The sequence below is a fragment of the Fulvivirga marina genome, assembly GCF_016775155.1.
GTDB classification, from domain to species: domain Bacteria; phylum Bacteroidota; class Bacteroidia; order Cytophagales; family Cyclobacteriaceae; genus Fulvivirga; species Fulvivirga marina.
The window spans coordinates 457,127-474,587 of sequence record NZ_JAEUGD010000066.1 but is presented as its reverse complement, the minus strand read 5'-3'; the positions used below and the strand labels follow the sequence as shown (position 1 = coordinate 474,587).

Annotated in this window: 5 protein-coding genes; all 5 read left to right on the top strand. The window is 41.8% G+C overall.

Annotated features, from left to right (window positions below):
* The first annotated feature begins 17 nt into the window (after positions 1 to 17).
* The 5 genes from JMN32_RS22765 (at position 18) to JMN32_RS22745 (ending at position 17,445) form a co-directional block, all read left to right on the top strand.
* Positions 18 to 3,959, top strand: coding sequence for a non-ribosomal peptide synthetase (locus JMN32_RS22765; protein WP_202858692.1), 3,942 nt, complete (start codon positions 18 to 20; stop codon positions 3,957 to 3,959).
* Positions 3,960 to 3,972: 13 nt separating this feature from the next.
* Positions 3,973 to 5,793 carry a non-ribosomal peptide synthetase gene (locus JMN32_RS22760; RefSeq protein ID WP_202858691.1) on the top strand — a complete coding sequence of 607 codons (1,821 nt, stop codon included), beginning with the start codon at positions 3,973 to 3,975 and terminating at the stop codon, positions 5,791 to 5,793.
* Between the two features lie 213 nt (positions 5,794 to 6,006).
* Positions 6,007 to 7,710: an NAD(P)/FAD-dependent oxidoreductase gene (locus JMN32_RS22755; protein ID WP_202858690.1), complete on the top strand. Its 1,704-nt coding sequence runs from the start codon at positions 6,007 to 6,009 to the stop codon at positions 7,708 to 7,710.
* A 15-nt stretch (positions 7,711 to 7,725) separates the two neighbouring features.
* Positions 7,726 to 9,333: an MBL fold metallo-hydrolase gene (locus JMN32_RS22750; protein WP_202858689.1), complete on the top strand. Its 1,608-nt coding sequence runs from the start codon at positions 7,726 to 7,728 to the stop codon at positions 9,331 to 9,333.
* A gap of 9 nt (positions 9,334 to 9,342) precedes the next feature.
* Positions 9,343 to 17,445, top strand: coding sequence for a non-ribosomal peptide synthetase (locus JMN32_RS22745; protein ID WP_202858688.1), 8,103 nt, complete (start codon positions 9,343 to 9,345; stop codon positions 17,443 to 17,445).
* Positions 17,446 to 17,461 lie beyond the last annotated feature (16 nt).

Below are 17,461 nucleotides of genomic sequence, written 5' to 3'. Positions count from 1 at the left end.
TACCTGAAGAATGTAATATGACTGATAAGAAAATAACAGATAAGCTTAACAAGGAATACTGGTCAAAGAAATTGCACCAAATTTCCGACTATGCTCTGACTTCCATTGAAAATGACAATACTGTTGAGAAAGCCGAAGAGCAAAATCGGTATGATTACGTGCTGTCAGATCAGTTGGGAAAAGACCTGTTAGCTGTAAGTAAATCGAAAGATATCAATATATACCTGCTGATTTCTGCTGCCTTGGCGGTATTGGTCAGGAAATATACTACGAATACAGAGCAGGTTTATTTAGCAACTCCACCCTTTAAAGGAGAGCAACCTGATGGTGAGGTAGCAGATGGTTTGGTATACCTGACGCTTGCTCCTAACTTTAACGATAGCGTTAGAATGCTATTAAAAGAAACCCACGAGGAGATCAATGAGGTTTTTCAACATCAGGCCTTCGGTTTTCAGGATTTACTCAGGCATCTGACAGAAACTACTGCGATCAACACATCGTTGCTTTTTCAGGTAGGATTATATTATCCTGGTGTCAATGCGGCTTCATCTCATACGTCGAAAATGGATTTGCTGGTTGAGTTTAGAAGAGAGGGGGAAGGGTTTAACTTGTTAATAAGATATAACGCTGTCCGTTTCGATAAAAGTTTTGTGACCAGGTTTACATCGCATCTGGTACATATTCTGGAAGGCATGGTGGCAGATGTCGGGGGGCTTATCGGAGATATATCCTTGCTAACAAAGCCAGAAGAGGAAAGCATACTTTCAGGCTTTAACGATACTGTCGTAGATTACCCCAGAGATGAAACCATTGCTTCATTATTTGAAGAACAGGTTAAAAAGACACCCCAAAAAACGGCATTGGTTTTTGGGCAGAGCACCCTCACATATCAAGAGCTTAATGAAAGGGCTGACAAGCTGGCGTATCACTTACAAAAAACATGTAATGTGGGTAAAGGTGACCGAGTAGTAACATTACTAGAGCGATCAGACCTGTATATCGTTTCAGTTTTAGGAATACTGAAATCTGGTGCAGCATACGTCCCTGTTGACCCGTTGCTTCCTACAGATCGTATCAACCTGCTCTTGGATGATTTGGATTCGAAAGCTTTAATCACCGTATCAGATTTCATTTTTGAACTGGAAGATTATGAGGGTACGCTGGTAAGCATCGATATTCAGGAAGATACTTTTGAAGGTCCTAATGAGGGGTTGCAGATAAACTCGTCAGCAACTGATCCGGCTTACATCATGTATACTTCAGGTACAACGGGGCAGCCAAAAGGAGTAATTGTTACCCAGCGCAACGTTATCAGACTGGTCAAAAACACCAACTTCGTGGCCCTGGATGATAGTTCCAGGCTATTGATGACCGGGGCAGTAGCTTTTGATGCCACCACTTTCGAAATATGGGGTATGCTGTTGAATGGAGGAGAGCTTCATCTCCTCTCTCAGGATGAGTTGATGAATACTGAAAAGCTTAGAGAATATATTCATCAGAGACAAATCACACACATGTGGTTCACCTCATCATGGTTCAACCATCTGGTGAATACGGCAGTGGATACTTTTGAAAAGCTTAATTATCTGGTGGTAGGAGGAGAGAAGCTTTCTCACCACCACATTAATCAGGTGCTGGAGACCTTTCCATCGGTGCAAATTATTAATGGATATGGTCCTACTGAAAACACTACATTTTCAACTTACTACCAGATAAAAGAAAAGCAAACAGCCACCAGTATCATCGGCAGGCCAATTGCCAATAGCACGGTCTACATACTAGATGAGCGCCTGCAGCCAGTTCCGGTAGGGGTTGTTGGGGAGATCTATCTGGGAGGTGATGGACTTAGCCAGGGTTACTTCAAACGGCCCGAACTAACAGAGGAAAAGTTTATTAATAACCCTTTTGGCAATGAGAAACTCTATAAATCAGGCGATCTGGGAAAATGGCAGGAAGACGGCAATATTATTTTCATAGGCAGGAATGATAATCAGGTAAAACTAAGAGGTTTCAGGATCGAGCTTGATGAGATCATCAATGTTATTGTTACCCACCCCAACATCAGTCAGGCCGTGGTTACATTCCGCAAAAACGAGCAGACCGGCGATTACCTGACTGGTTACATCATTTGTGACGAGCACGTTGAAACACAGGATTTAAAAACATATCTCAAGCAAAAGCTGCCTGAGTATATGATTCCATCCTATTTTGTAAACATTGACAGGCTGCCGTTAACCGCTAATGGAAAACTCGATGAAACGGAGCTCCCTGACCCGTTGCAATTAGAAGTACAGCACAAAGACTATGTTGCTCCTCAAAGCGAACTTGAAAAAGCCCTGGTGTCTATATGGGAGACTTTATTTCCGTCGATGCAAATAGGTATTCACGATAACTTCTTTGAGCTTGGAGGGCACTCCATTACAGCTATAAAGATGCTACATAGGATACATGCAACGATAAGTACGGAGGTTCAGATCAATTCTATCTTTTCACACCCGACCATATCACTGTTGGCCAAATCGATAGAAAATATAGCAGGAAATACCTCAAGACGAATTCCGGTTGCTGAGTCTAAAGCCTTTTATGACACGTCCTATTCACAGAAGCGTTTCTGGATGGTAGAGCACGCAGGGGGAGGTTATGTAGGCTACAATGTACCCAGTGTCTATTTGTTTGAAGCATTGGATGTACCAGCATTTGAGAAAGCCATAGATGCATTGATAGCGCGTCATGAGATTTTACGTACCACCTTCGAGGTTATAGACAATGTACTGAAACAAAAGGTACACACCCCCGAAGCGTATGGTTTCAAAATTGTTCATGTAGACCTGAGTGATGAAAAGGAGGCTGAGCAAAAAGCCAGAGAGATTGCATTTAAAGAAATTAGCCAGCCAATTGACCTGGAGAAAGGACCTCTTTTAAAGGCTAAGCTCTTTAAATTAAACAAAGGTGAAAGGTATCTTTTCTATGCACTTACTCATCATATAATCTCCGATAGTGAATCTATTGCAATTATTCTGAAGGAGTTATTGACTCTGTATAATGCCTTTTGCAAAGGAGAGCCAGATCCATTAAAGCCATTGAGAATTCAATATAAAGATTTTGCAGAATGGCAGAATAAGCTACTGGAAGAAGAGGGGAAGGATTCTCTAAAAGAATATTGGCATAGAAAGATGGAAGGTGGGAATATCCCCGAACTGAATTTACCTATTGATATTCCCCGTTCTGCCGAATCGGGGCGTAAGGGAGACTCGGTAAGAGAGTTTATTGATGAAGAGCTTCAGGAATCTCTGGATGACTTTGTGAACAGACATCAGGTAAGTCATTTTGTAACCTTGCTTACCGCATACTATGTGCTGTTATACAGATATACCGGTAAGAATGATATTATAGTAGGTTCTCCTGTTGCCGGAAGGAGTCATATTGATTTGGAAGATCAAATAGGTTGCTATATCAATATGCTACCCCTGAGATTGAAAATGAATGATGAAGAGTCAATGTTGGATGTGTTGAAGAAAGTAAATACAACCACACTTGAAGCTATTGATCATCAGGAATATCCATTTGAACTTTTGCTTGAGGACCTTCAAATAAAGCCGTTTAAAAGTGGGTCTTCACTTTTTGATGCAAGTTTTTCTCTTCAGGTAAACCCGGGAAATCAAATGCCGTCCGAAGAGGGGCAGGGAAGCCTGGATGCGCAAGGGCTGGATTCGAATTACCGGGTAGCACATGTGGATTTACTCCTTCAGGCATGGAAGTTTTCGGAACGCACTTTACTTTGCTTCGATTACGATGCCGCCATTTTTCATCAGGAATCAGTTATCTCTATGAAAGAGAGATACATAACGTTGCTAAAACAAATGCTGATAAATGAAAATTTAAAAATTATTGACATATCTTTCGGAGAAAATACAGGAAAATTCGATGAAAGTGAATTCGAAATTGATCTAAACTTCTAAATAAGTTATAAAAATGAATAATAATAGTCAGAATGGGCAAATGACTTTGACCCGAGGTGACCTGTTGCTTCATAGGTTGTTTGAAGCATGTGTTGACGTTAACCCCGAACGTATAGCGGCTGTTTCTAATAAGGAAGAATCTACTTATTCAGAAATAAACAGAAAAGCCAATGCACTGGCCAACTACCTTAGAAATGATTTTGAACTAGGTAGGAATCAAACCGTAGCCCTGATCACTGAAAAGTCAGAGCGTATGCTGGTAGGCATGATGGCCATTTTGAAGGCCGGAGGTGCCTATGTTTCTATTGACCCGAAATACCCTAAGAGTCTGGTAGATTATATATTAAAGGATGCCCAAGCAGATATCTTGCTTGTAGACTCGCAGTTTATTCACTTAATCAGAGGTTATGAAGGTCGTGTTTGTCTGGTAGACATTGAATTAGATAGTTTAGAGGATCATCCTGAGAACCTCAAGGTTGTTAATGAACCGGATGATCTGGCGTATATCATTTATACTTCTGGCACTACAGGGCAGAGAAAGGGAGTTGCCATTGCTCATGAGGCAATCCTTAATACCTTGCAATGGAGAGTGAAATATTATAACTTCAGTGAGTCCGATGTTACACTTCAGATCCCTTCGTATTCTTTTGACAGTAGCGTTGCCGATATCTTCACTACGCTTATATCAGGGGGAAAACTGATTTTGCCAGATGAGCAGCTAAAGACTGACCCTGAATATTTTAATAACCAGTTAAAAACATATGGCGTATCAAACTTCCTGATCACACCTACTTTTTATCAACGCCTTCTGCCCTGGCTGGATAAAGACCAGGATTCACTACGCTTTATCACTATAGCAGGTGAGCGCTTAACAAAGGAGCTGGTGAAAAAGCACTATGAGAAATTTCCTGAAATAGAGTTGATCAATGAATACGGGCCATCTGAAAACTCGGTATGCTCTACAGCTAAAAGGTTGTCAGCAACTGATTCACAAGTAACTATAGGTAAACCTATTGATGGCACTTCACTTTGGATACTCAATGAAAAACTCGAGCCTGTTGAGGGAAGTGAAGTGGGAGAGATCTACCTGGGAGGAAAAGGTCTGGCGCAAGGGTACTTTGGGAAAGAGTCGCTTACGGCCAGCAAATTTATCAGTCACCCAGGGCATCCTGATCAGAGGATATATAAAACTGGAGACTTGGGCAAATTTGTAGATGAAGGAGAAGTGGAATTTATGGGGCGTGCCGATAATCAGGTTAAGATCAGAGGGTACAGAATAGAGCCTGATGAAATTACCGCTAAGCTGCTTACCATGCCAGAGGTTAAAGATGCTGCCGTAATAGCCATTTCAGATGCAAACGATCAGCCCATATTGGTGGCCTTCTACAGTCTGAAAGATGATACGGAGGAGGCACAATTGAGAGAGTTTTTGAATGCTGAATTGCCTGATTACATGGTGCCATCGCATTTTGTAGCACTGGACAATATGCCGCTCAACCACAATGGCAAGCTGGATACAGTAGCTTTGGAAACCGCCTACGCAGCCAAAAGTGAAAACCAGAGTGGAAAAGAGCTGAAACAGATGAATGAGGTAGAGAGGGTATTGGCAAATATCTGGAATGAAACACTTCAGGTCAATGGTGTTGATCTCGATGACAATTTCTTTGAAATAGGAGGGGACTCTCTGAAATCAATAGACATTGGAGCACGCATATATACCGAATTAGGTATATCCATTCCTGGAGTCGAATTGTATAACTACCCGACTGTAGCACAGCTCTCGGAATACCTGATGAAAAAGATGGAATTGCAGCCACAACCTTCTTCTGATTAAAAAAATGACATTAACAGCGTAACGCTATCCGGCAAAAGTTATCCCGGTTTTTTTGGATTTTACTACACCTCATTGTCATTGCGTAAATGTGGCAAACGGGTATTCTATGATTTATCAATAAGGATTCTGATAAGCCAGGAGACAGGAGTATTCTTCAAAATTTAAAATGATAGACTAAATAATTAAGAACAAAAATTTAATAAAACTAACCATATGAACTATAACGTAATTATCTGCGGAGGAGGCCTCGCGGGATTGTGTTTGGCCAGACAACTAAGATCTCAAAATGATGAATTGTCGATAGCGGTACTTGAGCAATTAGAGAGACCTCTTCCTGGTCCTACTTTAAAGGTTGGAGAGTCCAGTATCGAGGTAGGAGCCTATTATTTCAATGAGGTAATGGGACTGGAAAGTTATATCGATGAATTCCACCACGAGAAGTTGGGGCTACGATACTTCTATGGAAGCTCTACTGATACAGTAGATAAGCGCCCGGAATACGGTGTTTCTGAATACCTACCTGCCAAATCAGTACAGTTAAACCGAGGTAGATTTGAGGAGCACCTCAGAATGCTTGTTTGTGAAGAAGGTATTGACCTGATCGAAGGGGCCACTGTAAAGGATATTGTATTTGGAGAGGGTGAAGAGCCGCACGAAGTGACTTTTCAGGTAGGAGAGGATGTTCGCACCATTTCCGGCAGGTGGGTTGTAGATGCCAGTGGCAGACGCAAGCTTATTCAAAGGAAACTTAACCTTAGCAAAGCCAACGAAAGAGTTCACAGCTCAGTTTGGTTCCGTATCGACGGTGTATTGGACGTTGCCGAACTGGCAGCAAAGGAAAACATTGAATGGCATGAAAAAGTAAAGGAAAGAAGGTGGCTTTCTACAAACCACCTGATGGGAGAAGGATACTGGGTATGGCTTATTCCAATTAATCCGGAATGTACCAGCGTAGGTATTGTGACTACCGAGGAATGTCATCCTTTTGCAGAGTACGCCACTTTGAAAAAAGCGAAGCAATGGATAGCAAAGAATGAACCTTTATTGGCTCCTCATCTTGAAAAATATGAAGTGCTGGATTTTAAGGCGATCAGGAATTACAGCTATTCTTCGCATCAGGTTTTTTCAGAGAAGCGTTGGACATGTGTCGGAGAAGCCGGTGCATTCGTTGACCCTTATTATTCTATCGGGTCTAATATGATTGCTTATAGCAATGGAATAACCTGCAAACTCATTGAGATGGATCTGCAGAATAAGCTTACGAAAAAGGATACGGATTACTTCAACAAGTTCTACCTTACCCTAATCGAGAACCTTGCACATAATATTCAAAGTGTTTACCCTATATTGAATAAACCAAGAATGATGGTTTTAAAGACTATCTGGGATTTTGAGGTAGCCTTAGGTATTTCAGATGTGCTTTACTATGAAGATATCTACCTGGACCCGAAAATGAGTGCCGTGGTTAGCCAGTTGACATCTCCTATTTTCGTTACCCAGGCTAAGTTGATCAAGCTTTACCTGGAGTGGGCTAAATACCCTGAAAGCCCCGTGGCCTTTGACTTTGTTGACTACATCAAAGATCTGCCTACACTTACTGATCTATTGGTAAGAAACACGCAATCAAAAGAAAGGAAATTCGTTGAAATACTCGATAACATCAGGTATGCTATGGATCGTCTTGAAGAGCTTGCACATGTCATTTTCTTTATGGCCGTAGAAGATACCATGCCAGAGCAAATGGCACGGTTTGAAGAAAATGGTAAATGGATCAATATCAACGCGATTAGCTTAGATCCTTCAAAGTGGGAAGAGGATAAACTTTTTGTTCCCGAGACCTCACCCAGAGATTTCAGTAAAATGGAGCAGGAGATTAAAAATGCATTAAACTCTAAAACTCTAGAAACAATCAACTAACAGTCTTAAAAAAACATGAACCATTATTATTTAAAGTCGAACGTTCAAATTGAACCTTTGTTTAACCAATGGCATGCGCATCCATATCTCATTCAGCCTGCTACAGCGGCGATGTACCTTGTCAATGCTCATTTATCGACCATTAACTCCTATGTACAAATGCCTATGGCCCATGCCGCAGCGCTGAAAAACCCTGACCTTATCGGTGGGCCTTTCATTGATTTCGATGGTAAAAGAGTAGATGAAGTCAAAGCCCTGAAAGCCTATTCAGAGCAGGAGTTTGAGTGCCACATAACCCTGGCCAATGATATTAAAAAGTTATATGAGCTTTTGAATGAAAAGGCCAAGGGAAAACCGTTAACAGAGTTGTATGAAGAAATACCTGCTTCTATCAAAAAGTTTGTTGAGCTGGTTTATGATATGGAGTACCAACCGTCATTCCGCTTAATTGAAAACCTGCTGTACAAAAGCGAGTATTATAAGAAGGATGCACAAACACTTTCACTTACCCTGATCAATAGTGATCATAGACCATTTATTTTAAGTACTCCAAGGCTGGATGATGAGCATATGCTGCAATTGCCTATAGACTTCTCCAGCGAGTTGGTAGATGAGCTGATGCGATTGAAGACTGAGCCTCAGACGTTAGAGTATATCATGGAAAGGTTTGATATAAAGCCTGAAAAAGAAGAGGTGCTCAAGACCTTGTTAACCGAAGAGCCTCATAAAATTACCAAGCGTTACGATGGAGAAGGTGTTCGCGCACGCTACTTTGGACATGCCTGCGTATTGCTGGAATCTAAAGATGCTGCAGTACTTACCGATCCGCTCATCAGTTATAAATATGATACTGATCTACCGAGATATACCTATGAGGATCTGCCGGAAGTGATTGATTATGTAGTAATTACTCACACCCATCACGATCATATCGTTATTGAGACTTTGCTTCAGTTAAGAGAGAAAATCAAGAATATCATTGTTCCCAGAGCAGGTATAGGTTCACTGGAAGACCCTTCCATGAAGTTGATCTTGCAGAATATCGGATTCAAGAATGTTTTTGAAATCGATGAGATGGAGACCATCAGTACAGAGGGGCTTGAGATTACGGGAGTACCTTTCTTCGGAGAGCATTGCGATCTCGATATCAGAAGTAAATCTACCTATCACCTGAACTTCAATGGAAATACGTTCCTTGTGGCTGCCGACTCTAACAGTCTTAACCCGGAAGTTTACAAGCAAGTACATGAAGTACTTGGCGATATAGATACCTTCTTTGTCGGTTTGGAATGTACCGGAGCACCTATGTCATGGGCTTATGGGCCATTATTTCCTAAGGAGATTGATAGAGATTTGGATCAGATCAGAAGGTCCAATGGTTCTGATTATGAGGCCGTAATGGAAATGGTTGACATTTTTGCTTTCAAACAGGTTTATCTGTACGCTATGGGAGCCGAACCGTGGCTTAACTATTTCATGGCCCTGCAGCATAAGCATGAAAATGCTTCAGAGCAAGCCTCAGAGCAGGTAATAGCCGCTTGTGAAAGTAGAAATATTGCCTCCGAAAGACTTTATGCCACCAAGGAAATGGTCTTCGCATCGGAGGAAGTAGTCTTTAATTAAATCACCCAAATGGATATCACCAAAGAGAAGAAAATGGATTCAGTACTTTTTACTGGTAGAGAATATACAGATCATAAAGCGCACTGGCAGAAAGTGCTGTCGGAAATCGATAAGCCCTTTATTTTTCCCAATGCAAAAGGTAGCACCATCAACAGAGACGCTGTCACTTATAAAACCTCTGAGTATAAAATAGCAGAAAAACCTGCAGCTCTGGTACATAAGATAACGGCAGATAAACCGTTGAATGTGAGTGTTATACTCTTGTCGGCTTATCATTATATTTTAGCAAAGTATACAGGTCTTGAGTACTCAACCCTGTATACTCCAAAGCTTGCTAAAAATAGGGAAGGCTTAAAGCCGGGAGATAAGGAGCTCGTAGTGCTACATCAGGTAGTACCCACAAGCGGATCTGTAAAAGAATTCATTGGAGCTGTTAAGGAACGGATTGCAAAAAGCTATCAATATCAGGATTATCCCCTTGAACTGCTGGATGACAGTACATTGCGTGATGATAAATCTAATGTGGCTTTTTACAATCCTGATATCCATGCCATTAACTTAAAGGGTGCATTTTTTGACCTTATATTAGAGGTTAATCAGCGAGGAGGAGACTTCTTTATTAGTTTTCATTACAACCCGGAAAAGTTTCAGGAAAGCTTTATCAGTGACTTTTCTGGTAACCTTCAGAAAGTGCTTTCCGGATTTGATCAACTGGACAAGGACATTACTCAGCTGGCCTATCTGGATGACGAGCAGGCAAGTAAAATACTTGAAACCTTTAATGGTTCGCCGGTTGATTTTTCAACTCGACAATCCATCATAGAAGCTTTCAAAAGTCAGGCAGAGCAAACGCCAGACAATCCGGCCATCTCATTCAGAGATCATAAATACACTTATGATGAAGTAGCAAAAAAGGCGAACCAGTTAGCCCACCATTTGCGAAACGAAATGAAGGTTGAAAAAGGAGATCGTGTAGGGTTAATTTGTGAGCGATCAGAAAAAGCAGTCATTTCGTTCCTGGCTATCATGCAGCTGGGAGCTACGTACGTACCTGTTGACCTCAGTTTTTCTAAGGAACAGGTAAATCAAATACTAGGAGATGCTGATCTCAGTGCACTCCTCATTGATTCCAGTCACATGTTTAGGATAAGCGACTTTCAAAAGCCTGTATTTGTACTGGATTACCAGATGGATACGCTGGAGGAGACCACTGAGTATATATCAGCGCCATATGACGAAAATGATACAGCATATATTATTTTCACCTCAGGGTCTACAGGAGGCAGAAAGGGCGTAGAGGTAAGCTATAAGTCATTTCATAACCTATGCAACTGGTACATTGAGAAATACGGTATTGATGTACAGTCTAAAATGCTGGTCATTGTACCGCTGGGTTTTGATGCCTCTGTTAAGAATATAATCGGTCCACTGATGGCTGGTGGTGAAGTGGTACTGCCTGCCAGTGACGATTATAACCCTGAGTATCTGGTTAACCTGATTGAAGGTGAGGGAGTTACTCACTTAAATTGCGTTCCCAGTGCATTTATGGGAGCATTGTACTTTGCGGAGCCATCGGGCTATAAAAAATTACAGAGCCTTAAATGGCTTGCTTTTGGAGGAGAACCGCTTAACCTCAAGCCATTTGAAAAGTGGCTAAGTAGCGAGCATTGCCACGCTAAATTGACCAATGTTTACGGACCTACCGAGGCTGTTGATACCGATACGGTATATGAAGTGAAGGAGGGAGATACTTTTGCCCCCATAGGGAAACCTGTCTCAAATGTAAAGGTCTATGTGCTGGATAATGCACTGCTCCCGGTTCCGGTAGGGGTTACCGGAGAAATTTTCGTTGGGGGCATGGGCGTAGCCAAAGGCTATATCAACAGGGAAGATCTTACTACCGAAAAATTCATCAGAGATCATTTTTCCGATGACGAAAATGCCAGAATGTACAGCACTGGAGATATTGGTCGCTGGCTTCCTGATGGCAATATTGAGTTTCTGGGAAGAGCAGATGAACAGGTTAAAATTAATGGTATCAGGATCGAACCTGCTGAAGTGGAAACCGTGCTCCGTAAACATTCGGGAATAGGAGAGGCACATATTGTAGTAGAAAAACATGAGCAGGATAGCAGACTTATTGCCGCATTTACACCGGATAGAGAGACCTCCTTTACTATCAATGCAATATCCCAATGGCGCAAAAAACAGCCTGAAAGGTTGAAGAACCTGTACCTGTTGCCCAACGGGATGCAAATCACCCACCTCAATAAGACAGAAACAGACTTCATTTATGATGAAGTATTTCGAGACAATGCTTATATCCGGCACGGAATTAAAATTAAAGATGGGGATGTGATCTTCGATGTAGGAGGTAATATAGGCATGTTCTCACTTTTTGCCGGACTGCATTATAAGGATGTAAAGGTTTACTCATTTGAACCTCTCAAACCTGTTTTTGAGGTGATGGAAACCAATACCTCACTTTACGATATCGATGTAACCCCCTATAATGTGGGGCTCTCAAAAGAGAACGGAGAGGTAGAATTTACTTACTACCCTAACAATACCGCGCTTTCAGGCCGATATGGAGAAGAGCATGGTGATAAGGAGATTCTACGTCGTACCATGTTTAATCAATCCAATCAGTCTTCTATTAGCCTGTCAGATGCCGAAATAGAGGAGATACTGGACGAGAGGATCCATGGAGAACAGGTGAAGTGTCAGATCAGAAGACTCTCAGACATCATTAAAGAAAATAATATCACCCGCATTGACTATCTGAAAGTTGATGTGGAGCGTAGTGAATTGGATGTATTGCTGGGTATCGATGAGGAAGACTGGTCTAAGATCAGGCAGATCGTGCTGGAGGTTCATGATATCGATGACCATATTGAAAGGATAGAATCTCTCCTGAAGAAACATGGATTTACCTATAAAATGGAAGAGGAGGATATTCTCAAAGGTTCAGGGCTCTATAATCTCTATGCTACCCGCGATGAGCAAGGGTTAGATACCCCAAGGGTACTGCCTGAACCAGTGGTGTTTAACCAGGAGGGTACCCGATGGACAAGTAATAATGAACTGGTGAAAAACATCAGGCAGTTTCTTGCTGACCGGTTGCCAGATTATATGGTGCCTGCAAATTTCAAGGTAGTCAACGAGTTTCCTGTTACACCCAATGGAAAAATGGACAGGAAAGCCTTACAGGAAATAGAAGGCATTGAGATACAGCATGATGAGGATTTTGTGGCACCTTCCAATGAAACGGAAGAAAGACTCGTAAAAATATGGCAGGATATTCTTCATAAAGATACCATCAGTGTTGATGATGACTTTTTCAAGGCAGGCGGAAATTCCCTAAAAGTAGTTCAACTGATTAATCATATCCACAAAGATTTTGGTGTTAAGTTTGACTTTAGAACCATCTTTGAATTGCTGACTGTTCGGTTATTGGCAACGGCCATTGCTGCCGCTGGAAAAGAGGAATACGATACCATTGTGCCAGTCGGTGAGCAAGATTACTATGAAGTATCCTATGCACAAAAGCGTCTGTGGATACTGGACCAGTTTGAAGAAAATCAGGTAGCATACAACATGCCTGCTGTTTACCCACAGGAGGGTATTGATCCACTGGCTTTGGAAAAAGCACTGGAAATAATCGTTAAGCGCCATGAGAGTTTGAGAACGGTGTTTATTACAGTGGACGGTGAGCCTAAGCAGCAAATCAGAAGCTTTGAAGAATCTGGTTACTGCTTTGAAAATATTGACTTATCTGAAAGAGAGCAGCCTGAACAGGAGGCTCAGAAGCTGATCGATAGGGAGATCAACACACCATTTGATCTCGCTAACGGGCCGCTATTCAGAGTTAAGCTGATTAACCTGGGAGACCAAAAATACCTGCTGGTTAGCAATATGCATCACATCATTTCTGATGGTTGGTCGCAGGAAGTACTGAAAAAAGAAGTATTTACCTTATATGAGGCCTGTCTGAAAAGTCAGCCTGATCCACTGGCACCGTTGACCATACAATACAAAGATTATGCAGCTTGGCAGCATCAATCTTTAGCAGGTACTGCCATGAATGATCACCGTGCCTACTGGACCGGAAGATTTGAAAACGAAGTGCCCATCCTGGAACTGCCAACAGATTACCCGAGGCCGTTGGTTAAAACGTTTAGAGGTAGCTCTAAAGACCTGATACTGAATAAAAACATCAGCGATAAGATTAATAGCTTCAATGAGGAGCATGGTGCTACTATGTTTATGACACTAAGGGCATTGGTCAATACCTTGTTATATCGCTATACAGGGCAGGATGATTTAATTGTAGGGACGCCAATTGCAGGCAGAAGTCATAATAACATTGAAGACCAGATAGGATTTTACCTCAATAACCTGGCTCTGCGTACAAAGGTAGATGGAGGTGAAAGTTTTGAAGCCTTTTTAGAAAGGGTCAAACAAGATACACTAGAGGCATACTCCCATCAGGATTATCCATTTGATAAGCTGGTTGAAGATCTGGATCTTTCCCGAGACCTGAGCAGATCACCTTTATTTGATGTGTTCATGGTGTTGCAAAATGTCAGAGAAAAGGGGGTATTGGGAGATCCGGCTTTGAGGGCACAAAACAAAGGATCTTACCTGGATAATTATGTGGTCAGCAAATTCGACCTCACGTTTGGCTTTGCTGAATTTGAAGATGGCCTGCTGATGACAGTGGAGTATAATACAGACCTCTTTAATGCCGAGCGCATTGATAGGCTGCTGAACCACTTTGAACAATTACTAGTCAGTGTTCTGGAAAATCCGGAGGTAAGGCTGTCGGATATACAATACCTGACCGAATCAGAAAAGGAGCAGATTTTACTCAGCAACAATCAGCAGAACAATATCGCTTACCCAGATGACAAAACCATCCATCAGTTGTTTGAGCAGCAGGTTGATGCAAACCCAGAAGCCATAGCAGTGGTAGAAGGAGGTCATGAATATACCTATGGAGAGTTAAACGAGCGTGCCAATCAATTAGCACATTACCTCATGGAAGAGCATCAGGTAAAAGCCAATGATATGGTCGCACTTGTTGCAGGCCGCTCAGCCAAAGCACTTACCGGCGTATTGGGTATCCTAAAATCAGGAGCCGGCTATGTGCCTATCGATCCGGCTTACCCGCAGGATAGAATAAAATACATGCTGGAGGATACAGGCTCGAAAGTGGTGTTGACCGATACTGAAAATGTGGAGGAAAGTGACCTTACAAAAGGAATGATCAGTCTGAATGATCATTCCGAGGAGATATCTTCTTATTCATCCGAAAATCCGGAAAATGGAGTACGTTCTAATGATCTTGCTTACGTGATTTACACCTCAGGGTCCACTGGTAAACCCAAAGGTGTAATGGTAGAACACCGTAATGTAATAAGGCTGCTATTTAATGAAGCATTTGGGTTTGAATTCTCGGCTTCTGATGTTTGGACCTTATTTCATTCCATGTCCTTCGATTTTTCTGTATGGGAAATCTGGGGAGCACTTCTTTACGGTGGCAGACTGGTTATTGTGCCCGAGGCAGATGCAGGTAACCCTGAAGAAGTAGTTCGAATACTCGAGCAGGAAAAAGTCACCGTGTTTAACCAAACTCCATCATTCTTTCAGCATATAGCGCGGCAAATAATAAGTCGTGAAAATCCACCGAATTTATTCCTTCGTTATGTTATATTTGGAGGAGAAGCGCTGAATCCCAATGCTTTAAAAGACTGGTATCAGCGATATTCAGAGGTGAAGCTCATCAATATGTATGGTATTACCGAAACCACGGTACATGTGACCTACAAAGAAATTGGTGAAAAGGAAATAGCAGAAGGGTTAAGTAATATCGGTAAGCCGTTACCGGCCAGTAGTATTTACGTTATGGATGAGAACCATCAACTCAAACCGATAGGTACTACAGGCGAGTTGGTTATAGGAGGAAAAGGAGTATCCAGAGGTTATTTAAATAATGAGGAACTCACCAAGAAGAAGTTTATAAGCAATCCATATACAGCCGATGAAACCTTGTACTGTTCCGGAGACTTGGGAATGCTTTTGCCTGGCGGAGAAATACAGTATATGGGGAGAATGGACCAGCAAGTTAAGATAAGAGGGTATCGAATTGAGCTGGGAGAAATTGAACATGCATTGCTAAACTATAAAGGAATTAAAGAAGTGGTAGTTACCGCAGGTAAAGACAGTACCGGGGTTGACTGCCTGACGGCCTATTTAACTATCGACGGTACAGAGCCTTACTCTTCAAAAATGATGAGAGAGCACCTGCACAAGTTTTTACCGGAATACATGGTGCCGTCAAGCTTTGTAGTTATGGATAGTTTACCGTTGACCAATAACGGTAAAATTGACAGAGCTAAGCTACCGACCCCTGATGCCGCAGGAGCTTTAGAAAGTGGAGAAAACTATATCGCTCCAAGAAATACCTGGGAAGAGCAAATGGTAACTATTTGGGAGGAGCTATTAGGAAAGCAGCGTATAAGCGTGCTGGATAACTTCTTTGCTATTGGTGGACATTCGATCAAGGCAGTTCAGCTAATTTCCAGGATCAACAAAGAAATGAAGGCTAAACTTGAGTTGAGAGACATCTTCAGTAACCCAACTTTGGAGCAATTGTCTGAAGTGGCAGCCAAGGCAGAGAAAAGTCAGTATGAAGGTATAAAAGCCATTGATGAGCAAGAGCACTATGAGCTTTCCTACAATCAGAAGCGGATCTTAATGGATCATTACTCCAGGGATCAGATAGGTTATAACATTAACGGAAATTTCAGACTAACTGGTGAGCTTAATGTTGATGCCTTGCAAAGAACCTTTCAAACCCTGGTGGAAAGGCACGAAGCTCTCAGAACAGTCTTTATAACTGTGAAAGGGGAGCCCAGGCAGAAGATAATGAAACCTGACTTTTTCATTCCGGTAGAGTACATCGACCTGAGAGATACCGAAGAAAAAGAAGCTATCATCAGCCAGACTGTATCAGAAGAGACAAGAAAAGTCTTTGATCTGGAAAATGGTCCCTTGTTGAGGTGTAAACTGTTACAAGTAGAAGATGAGGATTACATCCTGTCCTTTACATTGCACCATATTATAGCAGACGGATGGTCAGTCAGCCTTTTGATCAATGAAGTGCTAGCCCTGTACAATAGCCATAACCAAGGTAAAGGAAATCCTTTTGAACCTTTGAAAATCCAGTACAAGGATTACGCTGCATGGCACAACAACGAGTTGAGCGGTGTCAACCTGGCCGAACACAAAGCCTATTGGCAAAAGCAGTTTGAAGGACAGATTCCTGTGTTGCAGCTGGCTACTGATTTTCCGAGAGCTGAAGAGAAGCACAATAACGGTAACATCCTGAAATTCCATATGGATCAACCGGTGATGGAAGGACTGAAAAAGTTAAGCCTGGAAAATGGTACAGGACTTTTTACCGCCCTGTTATCATGTTTCAATGCCCTGCTGTATCGCTACACACTACAGGAAGATATTGTAGTGGGTACGGTTGAAGCCGGTAGAAATCATATGGACCTTGAAAGTCAGATCGGTTTTTATGTAAATACATTGGCATTAAGAACCAAATTTAAGGGAGATGATAGTTTTGAGGAGCTATTGAGCAATGTGAAGGATGTGGTGCTGGGTTCGCATGAGCACCGTATGTATCCACTTGACCTTTTGATGGATGATCTTGATCTGAAGAAAGACAGAAGTCGGTCGTCCCTGTTTGATGTAGTCTTTGCCCTGCAAAACAAAGGACTTACGCAAAGTGAAGAAGCAGAAATGGAAGGATTGAAGGTAAGTGTTTACAATCACGCTGAAACTGTGTGTATTTACGATCTCATTATAGATCTGTATGAACAGGCCAGTGGTATTTACATTGAAGTGATGTATGATACAGATTTATTCAGAAAAGAGACGGTTGAGCTATTGATGGAGAGATTCATAAAACTTTGTGAGAACATCGTCGAAAATCCTGAAATAAGAATTAATGATATCTTACTTTCTGAGGAGGAGGAGCAAGGTGAAGCAGAGGCCGGTGAGGTATTCGATTACGATTTTAATTTTAATAAAAAGCCATAAATAAATTCCTGAACGA

Bases quoted from the DNA above. Each gene is read 5' to 3' on its own strand.
- JMN32_RS22765 (WP_202858692.1), top strand. From the start codon at position 18: ATGACTGATAAGAAAATAACAGATAAGCTTAACAAGGAATACTGGTCA.
- JMN32_RS22760 (WP_202858691.1), top strand. From the start codon at position 3,973: ATGAATAATAATAGTCAGAATGGGCAAATGACTTTGACCCGAGGTGAC.
- JMN32_RS22755 (WP_202858690.1), top strand. From the start codon at position 6,007: ATGAACTATAACGTAATTATCTGCGGAGGAGGCCTCGCGGGATTGTGT.
- JMN32_RS22750 (WP_202858689.1), top strand. From the start codon at position 7,726: ATGAACCATTATTATTTAAAGTCGAACGTTCAAATTGAACCTTTGTTT.
- JMN32_RS22745 (WP_202858688.1), top strand. From the start codon at position 9,343: ATGGATATCACCAAAGAGAAGAAAATGGATTCAGTACTTTTTACTGGT.